18 protein-coding genes are annotated in these 19771 nt (G+C 68.4%); 8 read left to right on the forward strand and 10 right to left on the reverse strand.

Going from position 1 to position 19771, the window contains the following annotated elements; translation table 11 throughout:
- Positions 1 to 23: 23 nt before the first annotated feature.
- The 5 genes from murG to MKK54_RS22620 all read right to left on the reverse strand — a co-directional run bounded on the left by murG (position 24) and on the right by MKK54_RS22620 (position 4421).
- Positions 24 to 1148, reverse strand: a complete 1125-nt coding sequence (gene murG, locus MKK54_RS22600) for an undecaprenyldiphospho-muramoylpentapeptide beta-N-acetylglucosaminyltransferase (RefSeq protein WP_244014461.1) — start codon at positions 1146 to 1148, stop codon at positions 24 to 26.
- Complete coding sequence (locus MKK54_RS22605; RefSeq protein WP_244014463.1) at positions 1145 to 2311, reverse strand: FtsW/RodA/SpoVE family cell cycle protein; 1167 nt, start codon at positions 2309 to 2311, stop codon at positions 1145 to 1147. The genes murG and MKK54_RS22605 overlap by 4 nt, the downstream gene beginning before the upstream one ends.
- A 153-nt stretch (positions 2312 to 2464) precedes the next feature.
- Positions 2465 to 2698: a hypothetical protein gene (locus MKK54_RS22610; RefSeq protein WP_244014465.1), complete on the reverse strand. Its 234-nt coding sequence runs from the start codon at positions 2696 to 2698 to the stop codon at positions 2465 to 2467.
- An 86-nt stretch (positions 2699 to 2784) separates the two neighbouring features.
- The gene (locus MKK54_RS22615) at positions 2785 to 3783 is read right to left on the reverse strand and encodes a CobW family GTP-binding protein (RefSeq protein WP_244014467.1); all 999 of its coding nucleotides are present in this window, start codon (positions 3781 to 3783) and stop codon (positions 2785 to 2787) included.
- A 41-nt stretch (positions 3784 to 3824) separates the two neighbouring features.
- On the reverse strand, positions 3825 to 4421 hold the full coding sequence (locus MKK54_RS22620) for a TetR/AcrR family transcriptional regulator (protein ID WP_244014469.1): 597 nt from the start codon (positions 4419 to 4421) through the stop codon (positions 3825 to 3827).
- Between the two features lie 150 nt (positions 4422 to 4571).
- Here MKK54_RS22620 and MKK54_RS22625 point away from each other — a divergent pair, with 150 nt between their 5' ends.
- From MKK54_RS22625 to MKK54_RS22645, 5 genes are all read left to right on the forward strand, one after another.
- Positions 4572 to 5525, forward strand: coding sequence for a quinoprotein relay system zinc metallohydrolase 2 (locus MKK54_RS22625; RefSeq protein WP_244014472.1), 954 nt, complete (start codon positions 4572 to 4574; stop codon positions 5523 to 5525).
- A gap of 95 nt (positions 5526 to 5620) precedes the next feature.
- A complete protein-coding gene (locus MKK54_RS22630; protein ID WP_279597476.1) occupies positions 5621 to 6490 on the forward strand; it encodes a quinoprotein dehydrogenase-associated SoxYZ-like carrier in 870 nt (289 codons plus the stop codon).
- Between the two features lie 14 nt (positions 6491 to 6504).
- Entirely contained in the window at positions 6505 to 7107 is a 603-nt protein-coding gene (locus tag MKK54_RS22635; RefSeq protein WP_244014475.1) for a rhodanese-like domain-containing protein, read from the forward strand.
- 1017 nt (positions 7108 to 8124) lie between these two features.
- Positions 8125 to 8949 (forward strand): 3-methyl-2-oxobutanoate hydroxymethyltransferase, encoded by an 825-nt coding sequence (gene panB, locus MKK54_RS22640; protein WP_244014477.1) that lies wholly within the window; start codon positions 8125 to 8127, stop codon positions 8947 to 8949.
- 532 nt (positions 8950 to 9481) lie between these two features.
- The gene (locus tag MKK54_RS22645; protein ID WP_244014479.1) at positions 9482 to 11680 is read left to right on the forward strand and encodes a TonB-dependent siderophore receptor; all 2199 of its coding nucleotides are present in this window, start codon (positions 9482 to 9484) and stop codon (positions 11678 to 11680) included.
- Between the two features lie 135 nt (positions 11681 to 11815).
- Here the strand turns inward: MKK54_RS22645 and MKK54_RS22650 are convergent, their stop codons facing one another.
- Both MKK54_RS22650 and MKK54_RS22655 read right to left on the reverse strand, forming a co-directional pair.
- A complete protein-coding gene (locus tag MKK54_RS22650) occupies positions 11816 to 12118 on the reverse strand; it encodes a hypothetical protein (RefSeq protein ID WP_244014481.1) in 303 nt (100 codons plus the stop codon).
- 336 nt (positions 12119 to 12454) lie between these two features.
- On the reverse strand, positions 12455 to 13387 hold the full coding sequence (locus MKK54_RS22655) for a LysR family transcriptional regulator (RefSeq protein ID WP_244014483.1): 933 nt from the start codon (positions 13385 to 13387) through the stop codon (positions 12455 to 12457).
- A gap of 216 nt (positions 13388 to 13603) precedes the next feature.
- Between MKK54_RS22655 and MKK54_RS22660 the strand changes: the two genes are divergently transcribed.
- The gene (locus MKK54_RS22660) at positions 13604 to 14716 is read left to right on the forward strand and encodes a type II asparaginase (protein WP_244014485.1); all 1113 of its coding nucleotides are present in this window, start codon (positions 13604 to 13606) and stop codon (positions 14714 to 14716) included.
- 158 nt (positions 14717 to 14874) lie between these two features.
- On the forward strand, positions 14875 to 15327 hold the full coding sequence (locus tag MKK54_RS22665) for a hypothetical protein (RefSeq protein WP_244014487.1): 453 nt from the start codon (positions 14875 to 14877) through the stop codon (positions 15325 to 15327).
- Between the two features lie 146 nt (positions 15328 to 15473).
- Here MKK54_RS22665 and MKK54_RS22670 read toward each other — a convergent pair whose 3' ends face one another.
- A complete protein-coding gene (locus tag MKK54_RS22670; RefSeq protein ID WP_244014489.1) occupies positions 15474 to 16394 on the reverse strand; it encodes a bestrophin family protein in 921 nt (306 codons plus the stop codon).
- Positions 16395 to 16485: 91 nt separating this feature from the next.
- Positions 16486 to 17043: a PAS domain-containing protein gene (locus MKK54_RS22675; protein ID WP_244014491.1), complete on the reverse strand. Its 558-nt coding sequence runs from the start codon at positions 17041 to 17043 to the stop codon at positions 16486 to 16488.
- 193 nt (positions 17044 to 17236) lie between these two features.
- On the opposite strand from MKK54_RS22675, the gene MKK54_RS22680 reads away from it, so the two are divergent.
- A complete protein-coding gene (locus MKK54_RS22680; protein WP_244014493.1) occupies positions 17237 to 17476 on the forward strand; it encodes a hypothetical protein in 240 nt (79 codons plus the stop codon).
- A gap of 51 nt (positions 17477 to 17527) precedes the next feature.
- Here MKK54_RS22680 and MKK54_RS22685 read toward each other — a convergent pair whose 3' ends face one another.
- Complete coding sequence (locus MKK54_RS22685) at positions 17528 to 19501, reverse strand: acyl CoA:acetate/3-ketoacid CoA transferase (RefSeq protein ID WP_244014495.1); 1974 nt, start codon at positions 19499 to 19501, stop codon at positions 17528 to 17530.
- Positions 19502 to 19771 lie beyond the last annotated feature (270 nt).

A 19771-nucleotide genomic window follows, 5' to 3' on the forward strand; every position in this document is an offset into this window, starting at 1 on the left:
TCGACCGACTCGAACGGGATCAATCAGGCGACAGGGATTCGGGAGCCGGCCGCCGTCGCGATGACGATGTCGGCGAGCCGTTCGGCGGCATCGTGGATACCGGCGCTTTTGGCGGCTGAAGCCGCCGCGGTCAATTTTGGCGGATTCGAGAAGAGCTCCACCAGTTCCGCCGTGAGGCGGTCCGGCGTGAAGGCGGTCTGCGGGATCGCCTGCGCGGCGCCGATGGCGGCCAGCGTCGCGGCATTGGCCGCCTGATCCTGGTCGAGGGCGCCGGGGAGCGGCACCAGGATGGCGGGCCGGCCGATCGCGGCGAGTTCCGACACCGTCGAGGCGCCGGAGCGGCCGATGACGAGATGGGCCGCCGCCATGCGCGCCGGCAGGTCCTTGAAGAAGGGCGCGGCCTCGAAGCCGGCGAGCCCCAAACCGAGATAGAGGTTCTGGACCTGCGTCAGGTCCTCGGCCCGCACCTGCTGCACGAGGCGGAGTCTGCCGCGCAGGTCCGCCGGCAGGTTGGCGATGGCGGTCGGCACGACCTCGCCCATGACGCGGGCCCCCTGGCTGCCGCCGAAGACGAGGAGATGCAGCGGGTCGCCCGCGCCGAGGGGCGGATAGGCGATCTTCGCGGCCTCGAGCACCGCCGGGCGTAAGGGATTGCCCGTGTGCGTGCGGGGCGCGAGCGCCTTCACGGGCACGCCGCGCACGTCCCGGAAGCCCGTGGCGATGGCCCGCGCGCCCCGAGCCAGGAAGGCGTTGGCCCGGCCCATCACGGCATTCTGCTCGTGCAGGACGGTGGGCACCCGCAGGATCTGCCCGGCCAGCATCGGCGGTACGGTGGGATAGCCGCCGAAGCCCACGATGGCGGCCGGGTCGATGCGCTTGATCTGCCGGGCCGCGACGCCGAAGCCGCGCCCCAGGGTGAGGAGCGCGGCGCCGCGCTTGATCAGCGAGCGGCCCGAGGGCGTCGCCGAGGCGATGGTGACGATCTCGGAGGCCGGGAAGCCGGCGGCGATGGAATCCACGCGGGCGTCGGTGGCCAGCGCCACCCGCACGCCGCGCGCGCGCAGGGCGTGCGCCAGGCTCTCGGCGGGGAAGAGATGCCCGCCCGTGCCACCGGCACAGAGCAGGATCGTGGCTGTCGCGACGGTCAACGCATCACTCCGGCGATGGTCGCCGGGGCGGTGCCCGGCGGCTTCTGGCTCAGGGTGGTGGTCCGGGGGCGCTTGCGGGTCAAGGCCACGAGGAAGCCCATGCCGAGCGCCAGCGAGATCAGCGAGGAGCCGCCATAGGAGACGAAGGGCAGCGTCATGCCCTTGGCGGGCATCAGGCGCACGTTCACCGCCATGTTGATGCAGGCCTGGAGCCCGAACAGCGTGGTGAGACCCGTGATGGCGAGACGCGAGAAGGTGTCGTCGGTGCGGCGCGCCAGCTTCAGGCCCCGCATGACGATGTAGGCGAAGAGCAGCACGAGGCCGAGGCAGACCAGGGTGCCGAACTCCTCGCCCGTCACCGAGAAGATGAAGTCGGTATGCGCGTCGGGCAGGTGGCGCTTGGCCACGCCCTCGCCGGGCCCGGTGCCGAGCCAGCCGCCGGAATTGAACGATTGCTGGGCCCAGAAGCCCTGGAAGTTGTCGCCGGAATCGCTGTTCAGGAAGCGGTCGATGCGCTCGCGGACGTGGTAGAGGAAGCGGTAGGCGGCGGCGACGCCGATGAGGCCGCCGGCGCCCAGGCCCGCCACCCAGAACCAGTGCAGGCCGGCCACGAAGAACAGCGCGCACCAGACGATGGTGATGAGCATGGTCTGGCCGAAATCCGGCTGCAGCACGAGCGGCACGATCGTGACCGGCAGGAGCAGGATCGCCAGGAGGCCGCCCGGCATGTCGCGCCGCTGCGCGCCCTCCGAGAAGGCCCAGGCGGCCACCACCACGAAGGCGGGCTTCACGAATTCCGAGGGCTGGATGCCGATGGCCCCGAACTGGATCCAGCGATGCGCGCCCTTGATCTCCGGGCCGAACTTGCCCGCCAGGATGCACAGCGCGACGCCCATCATCCAGGTGAAGAGGGCGACCCGCCGGATATGGCGCAGGGACAGGAACGACACCGCGACGATGATGAGGATCGTCGGCGCCAGATAGAGCGCCTGCCGGTTGAGGAAGTGGAAGGTCGGCAGCCCGATCTTCTCCGCCACGGGCGGACCGCCGCCCATGAGGAAGACGAGGCCCGCCACCATGAGCGCGCCGAGGCCGGCGAGCAGGCCGCGATCGACGGTCCACCACCAATCCGTCAGGGGCGTGCGTTCCGCGCGGGACATCATGGGATCAGCGCTCTCCGGAGCCTCGCCGGCGCCCGAGACGGGCAGCCGGTCGCGGCCGGCGGCGTCACGCCGGCACGGACTCGATCCTGTGCCGGAATGGTAAACCAAGTGTTGCGGAAAACAGGGTGTTGCGGAAACCGGCCCGCGACCGCGTCAGCGGTTCATGTTCTTGAAGCGGCAGGTGCGGCCGGTATCGCGATACCCGGCCGGGCAGCGGCGCACGCAGGCCCCGGCCGCGAACTTCAGCGGCGGCCGGCAGGCTTGCCGGAACCGGCCCTGCCCGTACTGATAATCCTGTGCCGGGCTTTGCGCCTCGGCCGGCGCGGCGGTCCCGAGGGGAATCAGGACGGACAGGAGCAGGGCGGCAGGGGGGAGGCGGAGGCGCATGGGCGTTGTCCGGGAGGGGCGGCGCGCGAACAACGCCCGCATCCGGAATCGGTTCGCCCGTCCGCGCCTCGGGCCGCCCCCCGCCCTTACGCCGCTCTGCAATCCTCGAAACCGGCGCGGATCTCCTCCGGGTCGAGCTTGCGCCCGATGAACACCACCCGCGAGACCCGCGCCTCGTCGTCCTTCCACGGCCCCTGCAGGTCGCCGTCGAGGATCTGGTGGACGCCCTGGAAGACGAAGCGCTGCGGCTCGTTCGGGAAGGCGACGATGCCCTTGCAGCGCAGGATGTCGGGCCCCTGGACCTGGGTCAGGGTCGAGATCCAGGGCATGAACTTTTCGGGGTCGACGGGGCCGTCGATCTTGGCCGAGACCGACCGCATGTCGTCGTCGTGGTGATGGTGGTGGCCCTCCTCCAGGAAGTCGGGCTCGATGTCGAGGATGCGGCCGAGGTCGAAGGCGTTGCGCTCCAGCACCGCCTCGAGGGGCACGGCGCAGCGCTCGGTGCGGTGGACCTGGGCGTAGGGGTTGATCGCCCGGATCTGGCCCTCGACCCGGGCGAGGTCGGCCTCCTCCACGAGGTCGGACTTGTTGAGCAGGATGACGTCCGCGAAGGCGATCTGGTTCTTGGCCTCCGGCGCGTCCTTGAGACGGTCCGAGAGCCACTTGGCGTCGGCCACCGTCACCACCGCGTCGAGGCGGGCGGCCGCGCCCACATCCTCGTCGATGAAGAAGGTCTGGGCGACGGGGGCGGGATCGGCCAGCCCCGTGGTCTCGACGATGATCGCGTCGAACTTGCCGCGCCGCTTCACGAGCCCGTCCATGATGCGGATGAGATCGCCGCGCACGGTGCAGCAGACGCAGCCGTTGTTCATCTCGAACACCTCCTCGTCGGCGCCGATGATGAGGTCGTTGTCGATGCCGATCTCGCCGAACTCGTTGACGATCACGGCGTAGCGCTTGCCGTGGTTCTCGGTGAGGATGCGGTTGAGGAGCGTGGTCTTGCCCGCGCCGAGATAGCCGGTGAGCACGGTGACGGGAATCTTCGCGGCGATGGTCGGGCTGTCGGAGTTCGGGTTGTCGGACATGGAGGCTCTTCGAATGGCGCGGGTGGCGTCGCTGGAGCCTGTTATATTGTATCATCGGCGCGCGATGAAAGCCCGTCGGGCCGGAGTCCGTCGCAGAGGGCGTCGAGCGTTCCGCGAAAACCCACCGGTCCCGCGAGCAGGCGCTCCATCAGGAGCGCGCCCTCCAGGGTCGCCACCACCATCCGGGCCGTCGTCGCCGGCACCACCGAGTCCCGCACGCTCCCGGCCGTGATTCCTTCCGCCAGAACCGTCTCCAGCCAGGCGATGTGCTTGTCGAAGAAGCGGGCGATGTCGGCGCGCAGGGACTCGGGCAGGGCGTCGCCCTCGATCGCCAGGACGGCGCAGAGGCAACCCAGGCCCGCCTCGACGCCACCGAGATAGAGCGTGCCGTAGGCGGCAATCCGCCGGATCGCCTCCGGCTCGCTCGCACGGATCTCGGCCAGGGCCGCGTCGTAGCGGGCATCGTAGGCCGCCACGAGGGCATGGGCGAGGTCGGACTTGGTGCGGAAGTAATGGTGAATGCTGGCCTTTCGGATCTGCACCGCCTCGGCGAGGTCGGCATAGCTGAAGCCCGCATAGCCACGCCGGCGCACCAGGAACTCGGCCTGCAGCAGCAACTCGGCGCGGGTGTCCCTCATCGTCCCTCATCGTTCCTGGTCGCCATCGACCGCGCGAGACCTGGCTCCGAACACGACGTCGAACGTTCGAAACCGGAATGGGCCGTCTTGTGCCATTGACGGCGCCAAATATCTACCTACTAATCGGTAGAAAGAAAAACGGAGGAATTCATGCCGGTCGATACGACCCGGTCACGCTCGCAGGCGACGCGGCGCGGCGCCCTGTTCGGGGGCCTGTGCCTGTGCTGCTTGCCGACGCTCGGGCGGTCGGCGGAGGGCTTCGCGCTGAACGAGGTCGGTCCAGGCATCTTCATCCGGCGGGGATCCGACACCGAGGCGAGCCGCGAGAACGACGACGCCATCGCGAATATCGGTTTCATCGTGGGCGAGCGGTCGGTGATGGTCACCGAGTCCGGCGGCAGCGCCGCGGACGGTGCCTGGCTGCGCGGCGAGATCCGGAGGCGCACGGACAAGCCGATCAGTCACGTGGTGCTGACGCACGTGCATCCCGATCATTGCTTCGGCGCGGCGGCCTTTGCCGAGGACAAGCCGGTCTATGTCGGCCACCATGCGCTGCGGGCGGCGCTGGACGCGCGCGGCAACTATTATCGCACCCGTCTGGTCGAGATCCTGGGGGCCGACCGGGCCGGCAGCGTCGTCTACCCCACCCTCGAGGTGAAGGAGAGCACCGAGATCGACCTCGGCGGGCGAACCCTGCGCTTCACCGCCCACGGAGCGGCGCACACGAATTGCGACCTGTCCATGCGTGATTCCGCCTCCGGAATCCTGTTTCCGGCCGACCTCCTGTTCGTGACCCGCATCCCGTCGCTCGACGGCAGTCTCGTGGGCTGGCTCAAGGAGGCCGAAGTGCTGAGGGCGATGGACGCGGTGAAGGCGGTGCCGGGCCATGGCCCGACGCTGGTCGATTTCGCCCCCGCCATGGACGACCTGACCCGCTACCTTACGACCCTTCGCGACGAGACCCGCCGGGCGATCGCGGCGGACATGCCGATCGAGAAGGCCGTTCGGACCGTCGGCCAGGCCGAGCGGGACAGGTGGGTCCTGTTCGAGACCTATAACGGCCGCAACGTCACCCAGGCCTTCAAGGAACTGGAATGGGAGTGACGGAACGCCCTCGAGACCCCATCCGGCGTGCACAACATCGCCCGCCCTCGCCACGCACCGCATCGACCAACGCAAAACACTCAAGGAGACACGCCATGCCGTCCGTCCTCGCCAACCCTGTCCTGATCCGTCCCGTCCTGCGCTGCGCGATCACGGCGTTGACGCTCGCGCTCCCGCTCGCCGGCGCCGGCGCGGTGTTGAAGCCCGCCCTGGTCCAGGCCGCCGGCGCCTCGGACGACGAGGCCGAGCGGCTCGCCCGCTGGAAGGAGATCCAGAAGTCGATCTTCGGCGACAAGCGGATCGAGGCCAGCGACAGCCTGATCAAGGTCGATGCGCCGGTGCGGGCGCTCGACGCCTCCCTGGTGCCGATCACCCTGACGATGCCGGAGAAGGATCAGGTGGCGGGCGTCCACCTCATCATCGACGACAACCCGTCGCCCTACGCCGCGCACATCGCCTTCGGTCCGGGCGCCGATCCGGGCGAGGTCAAGCTCCGGGTGCGGGTGAACAACTACACCAACATCCACGCGGTGGTGGAGACCAAGGATGGCCGGCTCTTCGAGGCGACGAAGTTTGTCAAGGCCTCCGGCGGCTGCTCGGCCCCCATGGGCATGAGCGACGAGGAGGCGATGAAGGGCATGGGCGACATGAAGATGAAGTTCGCGGACAGCCAGCCCGGCCAACCGGTCGAGACGACGCTGATGGTCCGCCATCCGAACTTCAGCGGCATGCAGATGAACCAGGTCACGCGCGACTACACCCCCGCCCGCTACGTCAACAAGCTCGCGATCACGCGCGGGGGCCAGTCCGTCCTGACCCTCGACGGCGACATCTCGATCGCCTCGAACCCGGTCATCAACTTCGGCCTGCGTCCCGGCGGGCAGGGCCCGATCAAGGTCACGGCCTCGGACAACCAGAACGGGCACTGGGAGCACAGCTTCACCGTGCCGAGCGCGACCAACTGAGCGGGCCGGACAGGATGCAGCGCCTCGCCCGGATCGCGGCCGCCGGGCTCGCCGCCCTCCTCCTGGGGGCGGCGAGCCCGGCTTCGACAAACCCGGCGGATTCCCCCGTCAACGTGCCCGAGCCCGAGGGGATCTGGACCGGGCCGCAGCGGGGCTACACCCCCGCCACCCTGTCGGGCGCGCATGTGATCGACATCGACGCGCTCGACGCCCTGATGGCGCGGGACGCGCCTGTGCTGCTCGACGTCTCCCTGGCCGACCGACGCCCGGCGGGCTTTCCCGCCGACCGGCCCTGGCTGCCGGCCCACCGCTCGCTGCCGGGCGCGGTCTGGATGGCCAATGCCGGCGCCGCCCCCCTCGACCCGGCGCACGAGGCCCTGTTCCTGAAGCGGGTGGAGGCCTTGACCGGGGGCGACAAGGGCCGGGCCGTCGTCGTCTTCTGCCATCCCGAATGCTGGGGCAGCTGGAACGCGGCCAAGCGCCTCGTCCTCCAGGGCTACACCCGCGTGAACTGGTTCCCCGAGGGCATCGAGGGCTGGCAGGAGCGCCACCCCACCACGGTGATCCCCGAGGACACGGCCTGGACGGCGCGCGCGGGCAGCGAGGCCCGTCGCTGACGCGGACGGGCACCACAGCGTGGATGATCGACGGGTCCGACCGGTGACGGCGAGGCGGTTCCGTTCGCGGCGGGGTGCGTTCCCTCTTCCCCGGCGGTGATCGCGCGTCCGAAGCCGGCCCGATCCGCCACCGCCTCGGCTCCCGCCGCCTTCGGCGCCGAAGACGATGTTGTGCTGGACGTCGACGGTGATCATTCACCTCCTCGCACTTCCATCCGGGGCGAAACGGATGATCGCCCATCGAGCCGCAACGCAAGCCGATTGGAACAACTGCAATACGCAGCGCCAGGGACAGCCACTTCATATTGAATGACGACAGATCAGATCTCGAGAAATTAGATCGATCCTCATCACGATTCGTGTGAAACACACAAAACGATATGCTTGCCGACCGTATCGACATCCTCGGGCTTTCCCCGAACGCACTGACTTGAAATGGTGATGTTCATAACTTTAAACCGGATGCCTCGCCGGAGGAGCGGACCCGGATGGCGCAACGCCCGGCCCCTCCGGACGCAAGGCCCCACCCGGCACGACTCTCGGTGAGGACCGAGACGCCCGCCCGCGCGGGCGGTGAGCCGATCCGACGCGGGGCCCGCGACCTCGGGCCCGCCCGTTTTCGCCTCCACGGCCGCGCTCAAAATATCGGCACGCCCCAGTGGGTTCGCCGGCATGACCGCAGTTGACACGCGTCCGGTCGTGGCGGAATACAGGCGCCCACAGGTGCCCCGAAGTCTAGGGAGGGACCGCCCGGAGAGAGCACGAAGCCGCGACGCCATCGCCGCTATCGAAGCCCCCGGGCAAGACCGTCCGGCCGATCGTTTCGGCCGTTCGGATCCACGATCGCTCTCGCTCTCCCATCGTATCCGGCACCGGACTGGGGCGTCGCGCGGACGGCGACAATGCGCCGGGACCGTCACGGGACCCCGCGCGATCCGGGCGCCGGCCGTGTATAGAGGCTCCACCCACAGACGGGCCGCCGCGTTCCTGCGGCCCGAACCAGCCGGGTGGAGTTCCATGTCGCAAGCCGTGCAGTCCCGCCGCATCCGCGCGATCGATCTCGCCAAGCGCAAGAGCGAGGGGCGCAAGATCATCGCGCTGACCGCCTACCACGCCCACACGGCCGGCATCCTCGACCCCTATTGCGACTTCATCCTCGTCGGCGATTCCCTCGGCATGCTGATGCACGGCATGGAATCCACCCTGCCGGTGACCCTCGAGATGATGATCGTGCAGGCGCAGGCGGTGATCCGCGGCACCTCGCGGGCGCTCGTCGTGGTGGACATGCCCTTCGGCTCCTACGAGGCCAGCCCGCAGCAGGCCTTCCTCAACGCCGCCCGCGTGCTCAAGGAGACGGGCGCCGGCGCCATCAAGATGGAGGGCGGCGCGCGCTTCGCCGAGACCGTGGCCTTCCTGGTCGAGCGCGGCGTGCCGGTGATGGGCCATATCGGCCTCACGCCCCAGTCGGTGAACACCATGGGGGGCTTCAAGGTGCAGGGCCGCGAGGCCGACGGTGAGCGCCGCCTGATGGCGGATGCCCGCGCCATCAGCGATGCGGGCGCCTTCGCCATCGTGATGGAAGGCATCGTCGAGCCGGTGGCCCGCGCCATCGCGACCTCCCCGGACATCACCGCCCCGACCATCGGCATCGGCGCCACCCAGGCCTGCGACGGCCAGATCCTCGTCCTGGAGGACATGCTGGGCCTGAGCGACCGGGTCCCGAAATTCGTGAAGCGCTTCGGCACCCTGCGCGGCCAGATCGAGGCGGCCGTGAAGGACTACGCCGAGGAGGTCCGCTCCGGCACCTTCCCGGCCGACGAACACACCTATCAGCCGCTCTGAGCCCGGGCCACGCTGACGCGCGGCTCCCGGCCCGCGCCAGGGTCGCGCGAGCAGCGGGAAACTCCGATCGCCGAACGGCGCGCGTCTCCGCGACGGACGGCCCGATCAATGCGGGCCCGTTCGTACCACGCGCGGATTTCGATCGGCTCCAGCGGATTTGACGCCGACGCCTCGAACGACGCCGGAGATCACAGGACCGGGTCGGCCTGCGCACGAGGCGCGAAGACACGATCAGGCCACCGAGCCCGAGACGAATGCGCTTCGTCGTCCGGCCTGGACCCGAGCCCGTCACGCGCAGACCGGAACGGAGTACGGCGAGGCGAATCCAGCCCGCCGGCCCTCTGTGCTCTGGCGGCAACGGCCATCCGAGTTTGCGTTCGAGGGCCTTGCAAAGCTCCAGGCCGGGCCGTAGCGAGAGCTCAGAAAAACATTGTATTACAACACTTTACATAAATTCTAATCTGCGCGCCCGCGTCCCTCCTCGCCCTTTCGGCGAGCCCGTCGTGCTGCGCCACCGCGAGGATCGATGATCATGTCCGCATCTCGGATGCGCCGGAAGTCCCTGTCCCGCTGGATGCTGGCCGGGCTCTCCCTCGCTGCTCTCACGGCGCCGGCCCGGGCGCAGCAGAGTACGGTCACCCTCGAGACGCTGAGCGTCGAGGGCGCCGCGCGCGGCAACGGCAACGGCGTCGTGGCCGCGCCGGGCGCGCGGGCGCTGGAATCGGCGCGCGGTCCCGTCGATGGCTACGTCGCGAACCGCAGCGCGAGCGCGACCAAAACCGACACCCCGATCATCCGCACACCGCAATCGATCAGCGTGATCGGCGCTCAGCAGATCGAGGCGCAGCGCTCGCAGACGGTGGCGGAGGCCCTGCGCTACACGCCGGGCGTCTACGCCAATCAGTTCGGCCCCGACACGCGCCTCGACTGGTTCCTGATCCGAGGCTTCTCGGCCACCGAGACGGGCCTGTTCCGGGACGGGCTCCAGCTGTTCCAGACCTCGTTCGCGAATTTCCGCATCGATCCGTTCGGCGCCGAGCGCATCGAAATCCTGCGCGGACCCGCCGCCACCCTGTTCGGCGGCAGCCCCGTGGGCGGCCTCGTCAACATCGTCTCGAAGCGTCCGACCGCCGAGCCGCTGCGCTACCTCGAACTCGGCGGCGGGTCGTTCAACCAGCGCTACGCCGCCTTCGATCTCGGCGGCCCGGCGGACGCTGATGGCCACTGGTTCTACCGCCTGACCGGCCGCCTGCAGAACAGCGACGCCCAGGTTCGGTTCGCGCCCGAGGACCGGTACTACATCGCCCCGAGCTTCACCTATAAGCCGGACGGCGCCACCACCTTCACGGTGCTGACGAGCTTCCAGCGCGACGAGACCGGCGGGGCGGGCCAGTTCCTGCCCTATTCGGGCACGGTGCGGCCGAACGCGTCGGGCCTGCGCATCTCGCGCAGCCTCAATGCCAGCGACCCCCTCATCGACCGATACACCCGCAACCAAGCCAATCTCGGCTACGAGTTCGAACATCATTTCGACGACGTCTGGACCTTCCGCCAGAACTTCCGCTTCTCGTTCACGGAGGTGACGGACCGGCGCTATGTCGGCAACGGCTACGCCAATGCGGCCGAGACCGAACTCGCCCGCTACGGTTTCCTGACCGCGCCGCGCGCCGGCCTGTTCACGGTCGACAACCAGGCCGAGGCGCGCTTCAGCGACGGCTATTTCGGCCATACCCTGCTGATGGGCGTCGATTACAAGCGCTACAGCTTGTCGGACAATCAGGCCTCGACCTTCCCGGTGCCGTCACTCAGCATCCTGTCGCCCCGCTACGGTCAGTCGGCCGCGGCCCCGACGCCGTACCGGATCATCAACCAGCAGCTCCAGCAGGTCGGCCTCTACGCCCAGGATCAGGTGGCCCTCACCGATCACCTCACCTTCCTGATCGGCGGCCGCCAGGACTTCGTGAGCAACAACGTCCAGGACAAGCTGCTGCCGTCGAACTCGGTCGGCAGCGACGAGAGCGCCTTCACCGGACGCCTCGGCCTGATCTACAACTTCGACAACGGGCTGGCGCCCTACGTGACCTACGGCACCTCGTTCAACCCGACGGTGGGCGTGGACGCCAACAACCGGCCGTTCAAGTCCGATCGCGGCGAGCAGGTCGAGGTGGGCGCCAAGTTCCAGCCGGCGGGCTGGAACACCCTGTTCACCGTGGCGGCCTTCGACATCGTGCGCTCCAACGTGCTGACGCCGGACCCCAACAACATCTTCTCCAGCCTGCAGATCGGCGCGGTGCGCTCGCGCGGCTTCGAGGCTTCCGCCGTGGCGACCCTGGCCGAGGGCCTGAACGTGGTGGCGTCCTACACGCTCTACGGCCTGCGCACGATCGAGGGCACCACCCTCGACCTCGGCAAGACGCCGGTGGGCATTCCGGAGACCTTCGCCTCGCTCTGGGCCGATTACACGATTCCCGTCGGCGAGTTCCGCGGCTTCGGATTCGGCGGCGGCGTGAACTATGTCGGCCGTTCCTACGCCGACGTCGCCAACACCCTGACGGTGCCCGAGTACGTCACCTTCGACGCGGCGGTGCATTACGAGCGGGACGGCTGGCGCGCGGCCGTGAACATCCAGAACGTGGGCGACCGCCGCTTCGTCTCATCCTGTTCCTCGGCCGGCGCCTGCTTCTACGGCACCCAGCGCCGGATCATCGCCAGCGTCGGCTACAAGTGGTGAGCCGGACCGAATTCCGGTCCGCCTGAAACGAAGAAGGGCCCCGCCGGAAACGGCGGGGCCCTTCTTCGTTCTCCCATCAGGACCGCGCCCTCGGGCGCGACGCGAAAGGACCTCGCGAGAAGTCCCGGATCGGTCCTATTCGCAGACGCGCACGCGGCGGATGTGCTCGTAGCCGTAGGCGTCGACGTAGCCGCGCCGCTCCATGTGGCACACCTCTTCCTCGACATAGACCGGGCGGGGGGCGCGGTAGACCGGGCGGCCCGGATAGTAGCCGCCGTCGTTCTGCGACGAGGCGATGGCGCCGCCGATGGCGAGGCCGCCGAGCACGCCGAGCGCGGCGGCGCCGCCGGCCCCGATGCCGTCGCGCGCCTGGGCGCTCGGGGTCGCCACGACGGCGACCGAGGCGGCCACGAGGGCCGCGATCAGCGAGTTCTTCATAGCTCCGTTCCTTCGATCCCGATGAGTCTGTGCGAAAAGATGGGCCTGTGCGAACATCAGAAGCGTCACAGTGGGAGAGGATCACCGAACGGTTGATGAACGGTAAGGAGCCCTTGCCGTCCCGCGCGCGCCGAGGTGCGATCCCTCACCCGCGCCGGAGATTCGCGCAGGATTTCGCCGGTTCCGTGGCACCGGGCGGACCCGTCATTCCAAATCCGGTCGATCCCTTCCGGCGATCCCTGAGGGATCGCGTTCGGGATGGCGGATTCGGGCTTCGCTCCGGCGCCGCGCGGGCTGAGCGAGACCGTCCTCCGCTTCGATCGAGCGGCGACGGTCTCAGATCGCGCCGGTCGGCGCCTCCACCAGGGTGAGCAGGGTCCGCCGCAGCCAGCGATGGGCGGAGTCGTCGTCGTAGGAGGCGTGCCACAGCATCGAGATCGCCACGTCGTCCAGCGCCACCGGGGCCGGACTCACGGTGAGGCCGAGGGCCCCGGCGAAGAAGGTGGCGAGGCGCGCGTGCATCGTGGTCAGCACGGGCGCGCTGCGCACCAGGAACGGCACGGCGAGGAAGCGCGGCGTCGTCACCGCCAGGGTCCGGCTGCGTCCGAGACGGGCCAGGGCGTCGTCCACCACCCCGTGCGCGGTCTCCTTCAGGCTGGTGAGCACGTGGGGGAAGCGCAGGTAGTCGTCGAGGGAGATCGGGGCCGCGAGGCCGACGAGGTCGGCGTTGAACATGCAGAGGTAGCTGTCGCGGTAGAGCAGGCGCTGCTTGTGGTGGGTCTGCCCCTCCGTGAAGAAGCCGATGCCGAGATCGACGCGGTCGGCATCGAGCTCCTGCAGGATGCGGATGCGGTCGATGGAGCGCAGGAGCAGGCTGATGCCGGGCGCCTCGGCCCGCAGGTGCGCGAGCAGGCGCGGGCCGATCAGCACCTCCGCGCTGTCCGGCAGGCCGATGGTGAAGGTGCGGGTCACCGTGCGGGGGTCGAACGCGTCGTCGCGCCGCACCAGCGACTGCACCTGCCGCAGCAGGGTGCGGACCGGCTCGGCGAGCGCCAGGGCACGGGGGGTCGGGCGCATCCCTTCCGGCGCGCGGGTGAGGAGTTCGTCGGCGAACAGGAGGCGCAGGCGCGCGAGGCTGCTGCTCATCGCCGACTGGCCGATGCCGATGCGGGCAGCGGCGCGGGTGACGCTGCGCTCGGCGAGCAAGGCGTCCAGCGTCACGAGCAGGTTCAGGTCGACGCGAGAGAGATCGATGTGATCAATGGTCATGTTCGTTTCGATTTACGCGATCCATGCCGCACGGCACAGCCTATCCGTCTTCGACGCAAGAGCATCCTGCATGATGCTCCAAGCGGAGGCCCGAGACCGGAAGACTTCGCAGCGCACGAACAACGCGGATTTCGCCACGGGGCCGCGTTTTTCGACTGGGCCTTCCCGGTTCGCGGAGCCACAATGCCGGACCCGAAACGACCTCGAGGCTCCGACATGCGCGCCACCCTGCCGATCGCCCTGATGGCCCTGATGGCCGGCACGATCCTCCCCGCGACGGCGCTGGAGGGGCCGGCCCCGGCCAGGCCCGGCGAAGCGGCGACGACGCCGGCCGCGGCGGCCAAGCCCCGCGTCGTCATCGTCGCCACCGGCGGCACCATCGCGGGCGCGGGCGCGGACGCGGCCAACAGCGCCACCTACCAGGCCGCCAAGGTGCCGGTGGACAAGCTCATCGCCGCCGTGCCGGCCATCGCGCAGGTGGCGGAGGTGCGCGGCGAGCAGGCCTTCCAGATCGCCTCCGAGAGCTTCACCAACGCGCAGCTGATCCAGCTCGCCAAGCAGGTCTCGGCCCTGGTCAAGCGCGACGACGTCGACGGCGTGGTCATCACCCACGGCACCGACACCGTGGAGGAGACGGCCTACTTCCTCGACCTCGTGGTGAAGACCGACAAGCCCATCGTGATGGTGGCCTCGATGCGTCCCTCGACCGCGATCTCGGCGGACGGCGCGCTCAACCTCCTCGACGCCGTCGTGGTGGCGGGCGCCAAGGACGCGCGCGCCAAGGGCGTGCTGCTGACCATGAACGACGAGATCCAGGCGGGCCGCGACACCACCAAGCGCGTCAACATCAAGCCCTCGGCCTTCTTCAGCCAATGGGGCCCCCTCGGCATGGTGGTGGAGGGCAAGACCTACTGGTTCCGCGCGCCGGTGAAGCGCCACGGCACCACCTCCGAGTTCGACATCGACGGCATCGACAGCCTGCCCGAGGTCGCCATCGTCTACGGCTCGGGCAACATGCATCCGGAGGCCTACACCTCGGCGGTGGCGGGCGGCGCCAAGGCGATCATCCACGCGGGCACCGGCAACGGCTCGGTGGCGGGCTACCTCGTGGACACCCTGAAGGACATCCGCGCCAAGGGCGTGCAGGTCATCCGCTCCTCGCGCGTCGGCGACGGGTTCGTCCTGCGCAACGCCGAGCAGCCCGACGACAAGTACGACTGGGTGGTGGCCCACGACCTCAACCCGCAGAAAGCCAAGATCCTCGCCGCCGTGGCACTGACGAAGACCCAGGACACGAAGGACCTGCAGCGGATTTTCTGGGAGTATTGAAAATATCAGAGCGATGGTCGACAGTTTGTAATACGACAACTGTCGACCATCAGTACATTGCTTTTCATTCAGCACATCTCAAATTTTGAATCAATCACCGCGAGATGATTTATGAAATAAAAATGTGAATCTCGACAATCTATACGAACGAGATTTTAATGAAATATCTATCCGGGGTTCTCGTTTTTGCATTTTACATGTCGATGCTCCCGACTCAAAGTTTTGCATGTCGGATCATGCGAGCACCTCACGATAAGATTAAACTTGGCGGATTTGATACTCTTGTCATAGGCCGAATAAAAGAAGCCCAATACATCGGCGAGGCCAAGGAAGACTATCATCCGTGGAAAGGCATAGTCGGCATCGATACTGTCGTCAGAGGAAGCGCAGATCAAGGAACGATACCGATCCATAGGTCAGGGTCTCAAGCTGCCTGTGATGATGGGCAGCCTGCTCCACCGGCAGGTCAGCCTTGGGCTCTATACCTCGACAGCCGAAATCCGACATCCATCGCAATCTATTCGTTCCCACCGCCAATTGCTTGCGAAGCAGATCCTGCTCCACCGGAAGCGATTTGCAAAGGCTTGCCTCGTAGTTATCTGGGGGAGTGATGGCATAGATCAGGAGACATTCTGGTCAAAACTCGGATGTGCGTCCGATCCCGCCGTCTCCTACTCGAAAGTGGACCGTCGCAAAACCATCCATCCTGGACATCAGCGAAGGAAGCCAGCCATCAAATTGTGAGCCACGTGCCCCCTCACGTCAGCAGATACCGCTCCGGCTCCAGCGGTGGCGGGGCCGCCTCGCCCAGCGCGTCGAGCACGATGCCGTCGATCGTGTGCAGCAGGGCGTCCAATGGCAGGTCGTTGGGGGCGAGGCCGAAGGGCTCCTCCAGTTCGTCGCCGAGGGCGTCGAGGCCGAAGAAGGTGTAGGCGACGAGGGCTGTCGCCACCGGCGTCGCCCAGCCGAGGGAGGCCGCGAGGCCGAAGGGCAGCAGCAGGCAGTAGATCCAAGCCGTGCGGTAGAGGAGCAGCGTGTAGGCGAAGGGCAGTGGTGTGTTCCGGATGCGCTCGCACACCACCTGGACCTGCGCCAGGGCCGCGATCCGGTGCTCCAGGGCGGCGAAGAGCACGTCGGTCAGGGCGTTGCGGCGATAGGCTTCCGCGAGGTCGCCGGTGAGGTGGGCCAGCACCGCGTCCGGCGCGCTCGGGTGCCGCGCCAGCGTCGCGGCTTCGTTCGCGGGAAGCCAGGATCGCGCCGCCTGGCCCGGATCGCCGCCGCGCAGCTGCGCGTGCAGGGCGTGGGCGAAGGCGGAGAGGCGCCGCAGGGCGCGTCCGCGCCAGGGCGCCTCGGCCTCTCCCGGCAGCAGGGCATTGATCAGGCGCGCGAGGCCCCGCGTCTCGACCACGAGGCTGCCCCAGGCGCGGCGGCCCTCCCACCAGCGGTCATAGCAGGCGCCGTTGCGGAAGCTCAGGAAGATCGAGAGGGCGATCCCGATCAGCGTGAACGGCCCGATTCCGGCGGTGACCGGGAAGGCCTCGGGCCAGTGCCGCTCCCCCGCCACCACGATCACCGCCACGAGGGTGATGCCCAGGACCTTGGGGGCGACCTGCGGCAGGACCGAGCCACGCAGCGTGAAGAGGATCTCGAGGAGGCCGGGACGCGAACGGACGATCATCGCACCGTCTTCTCAGGCCTCGGCTCGTCCCGCAATCGCCGATTATCCCCGGTGACGCGCGGAGGACCGGGCGTCCGAGCGTCGGCGTCCGTCACCCGTCGCGGCGTCGGGCGAGGGCCATGCCGATCCCGGTCAGCAGCATGCCCGTCAGGTCCCGCAAGTCCGCGTGACCGGTCCGCTGGAGCGCCGCGTGGACTTCGAGGCAACGGTCCGCGGCGATCACGAGGGGATCGTCGCCCTCCCGATCGAGGGACGCGGCCGAGAGGAAGCGCTTCGGATGGCTGTCCGTCGTGTCGATATAGGCACCCGAGCCGTGCATGGCGCCGGTCACGTCGCGCAGGAGGGTGCCGCGGTTGAGGACCCAGCGCACCTCGCCGGTCGCCGACCGGATCCTGAACTCGGCCGAGAACGGGCCCCCGGTCAGGCGGGCCCGGCGGATGCGCGCGAAGACCCAGTCCCGGTCGTCCGGATGCGTACAGCCCAGGGCGGCCTCGAGGGGCAGCGGCTGGTCGGCGAGGCCGGGATCGCCGGCGAGCATGGCCGCCGCGCCGGGATCGAGGATCGAGCGGCCGGCGGCGACATCCGTGCTCCAGGTGCCGATCAGGCCCGCCGCCCGGAGCGCGGGCATCGCCGTCGTCATCGACACCATTCGGATCCTCCGCAGTCACACTTAACAAATGATCTAGTGCAACTCAGGAGACAAGTAGAGCGGCATTGGGTTTTCCCCAGCCGCTCGACGGCCATGCGATGGCGTAAGGACAAAACAAATTGTGATGCGACCTCATATCGCGATATTGAAGATTGAATTCGACCGCGATCTCGGCAGAGGGAGGGTGGCGAACATGGACGATGACAGCACGCGCTCGGTACTGCGGCGGATCGCGGCAGCACTCGACATCTGCGAGAGCACGTTCTGGACACAGGATGGCGGGCGACCGGACGCGCGCTTCGCGGCCGTCTCGGAACAGCTCGAGCTTCTGACGGTCTTTCAGGCGATCGGAGACCCGGAGGTGCGCGGCTCCTGCCTCCAGTACCTTCGGGATGCCGCCCGTTCGACTGCCCCGGCAATGGGCGCGCGCTGAACCGCGCCGGCCGGGCGGGCGCGCCCGGCCCGGTTCCTCGCGGTCGCGGGATCAGGCCGCCGAGGCGATCGCCGTCGAGGCCCGGCGGACCTTGCCGGCGCCTTCGAGGAAGGCGTGGGCGTCCTCCTTGCGCTCGAAGACGTGGGGGGCGAGGCCGCGCCGGTTGAGGGCTTCTTCCATCTTGAGGCGCAGGAAGGCGCTGGTCGCGTAGCGGGTGGTCGTGAGGTAGTAGTTCGCCTGAAGGTATTGGATCATGTGCGCGTAGTCGTCGTACAGGTTCTCGTTGATGCGGAACCCGTCGTGGTTGACCACGGTGTTGACCCGCTGACCGGCCTTCTTGCACGCGCCCACCAGCACCATGCGCAGGTCATCGAGGTCGCTCTTGGCGCGGGCGTGCCAACCCTCCAGGTTCACGAACAGGATGTTGCGCTCGGAGTCGTAGCTCACCCGCTCGGCGAGGTTGAGGTTGAGCAGGTCGGCGAGCAGTTCCATCGGCTCTTCGCGGAAGAGGCGGGCATCCATCGGCACCGGCTGCTTGATGATCGGCCGGAAGCCCATATGGGGCAGGATGTCCCGCTCGATGTCGATGCCGGGGGCCACCTCGATGAGTTCCAGGCCCTCGTCGGTGAGCTGGAAGACGCAGCGCTCCGTGACGTAGATCACGGGCTGCGCCCGCATCTGGGCGTAGCGCCCGCTGAAGGTGACCTGCTCCACCTGAGGCAGGAACTTCTGCGAGCGTCCCTCCGTGACGATGCGCAGGCGCCCGTCCTCGATCACGGTCTCCAGGCCGCCCACCGTGAAGGTGCCGGCGAAGACCACCGAGCGGGCGTTCTGGCTGATGTTGATGAAGCCGCCGCAGCCGTTGAGGCGGCCGCCGAACATGCTGGTGTTGACGTTGCCGTGCTGGTCGCACTCGGCCAGCCCGAGGCAGGTCATGTCCAGGCCGCCGCCGTCGTAGAAATCGAACATCTGGTTCTGGTCGATGACGCAATCGGCGTTCGTCGCGGCGCCGAAGCTCGACCCGGAGGCCAGCACGCCGCCGACGGCGCCCGCCTCGGTGGTCAGGGTGATGTAGGGCGTCACCTTCTCCTCGTTGGCCACCGCCGAGATGCCCTCGGGCGCGCCGACGCCGAGATTGACCACGCCGTTCGGCGGCAGCTCGAAGGCGGCGCGCCGGGCGATGACCTTGCGGGCGTCGAGCGGCATCCGCTTCATGCCGCTGACCGGCACGCGGATCTGGCCCGCGAGCGCCGCATCGTGCTGCACGCCGTAGTTCATGCGGTGCATCTCGGGCTCGGCCAGCACCACGCAATCCACGAGGATGCCGGGCACGCGCACGTCCTTGGGCAGCAGGAATCCGTCGTCGACGATGCGCTCCACCTGCGCGATGACGATGCCGCCGTTGTTGCGCGCGGCCATGGCCTGGGCGAGGCAGTCGAGGGTCAGGGCCTCTTTCTCGAAGGAGATGTTGCCCGACGGATCGGCCGAGGTGCCGCGGATGAAGGCCACGTCGATCTTGGTGGCGGTGTAGAACAGCCACTCCTCGCCATCGACCTCCACGAGCTTGACGATCTCGGTCTCCGTCACGCCGTTGACGCGCGCCCCCCCGTGGCGCGGATCCACGTAGGTATGCAGCCCCACCTTCGAGAACAGGCCGGGCTGACCGGCGGCGCAGGCCCGGTAGAGCTGGGAGATCACCCCCTGGGGCAGGTTGTAGCCCAGGATCTTGTCCTCCTGCGCGGCCTTGGCGACCTTCGGCATGCGGCCGAAATTGGCGGCGATGACCCGCCGCAGCAGGCCCTCGTGGTACAGGCGCCCGGTGCCGAGGCCTTTGCTGTCGCCCGCGCCCGCCGTCATGATCAGGGTCAGGTCGCGGGGCGCCCCGGTCTCGACGAAGCGCTTCTCGAGGGCGGCGTGCAGCGCCTCCGGGATGCAGCTCTGGACGAAGCCCGTCGTGGTGACCACGTCGTTGTGCCGGATCAGGGCGATCGCCTCGCTGGCCGTGATGACCTTGTTCTTCTTCATGGGCCGGGCCGTCCTCCGCATTCCCACGGCTGCGCCGGGCGGCGGATCGGAACCTGCCGGAGGGCGCGCACGGGAAAGTCTTGTTCTCGTGCGGCAGCGTAAAGAGCCGCCTGAAGCTTCGCAAGAGCGACCGGGGTGACGTTGCGGCGCAATTTGAGCTTGGTGCGGTGCAAATTTTTCAATGCAGCCTCAAATTCAACTGAGGCCCCGCCTCGGAAAGATCTCGCAGGGACGGGGGAAGCGCAGGCGGGAGCGCCGAAGCGACGGATC

It is taken from the genome of Methylobacterium sp. J-068 (assembly GCF_022829445.1).
Classification (GTDB): Bacteria; Pseudomonadota; Alphaproteobacteria; order Rhizobiales; family Beijerinckiaceae; genus Methylobacterium.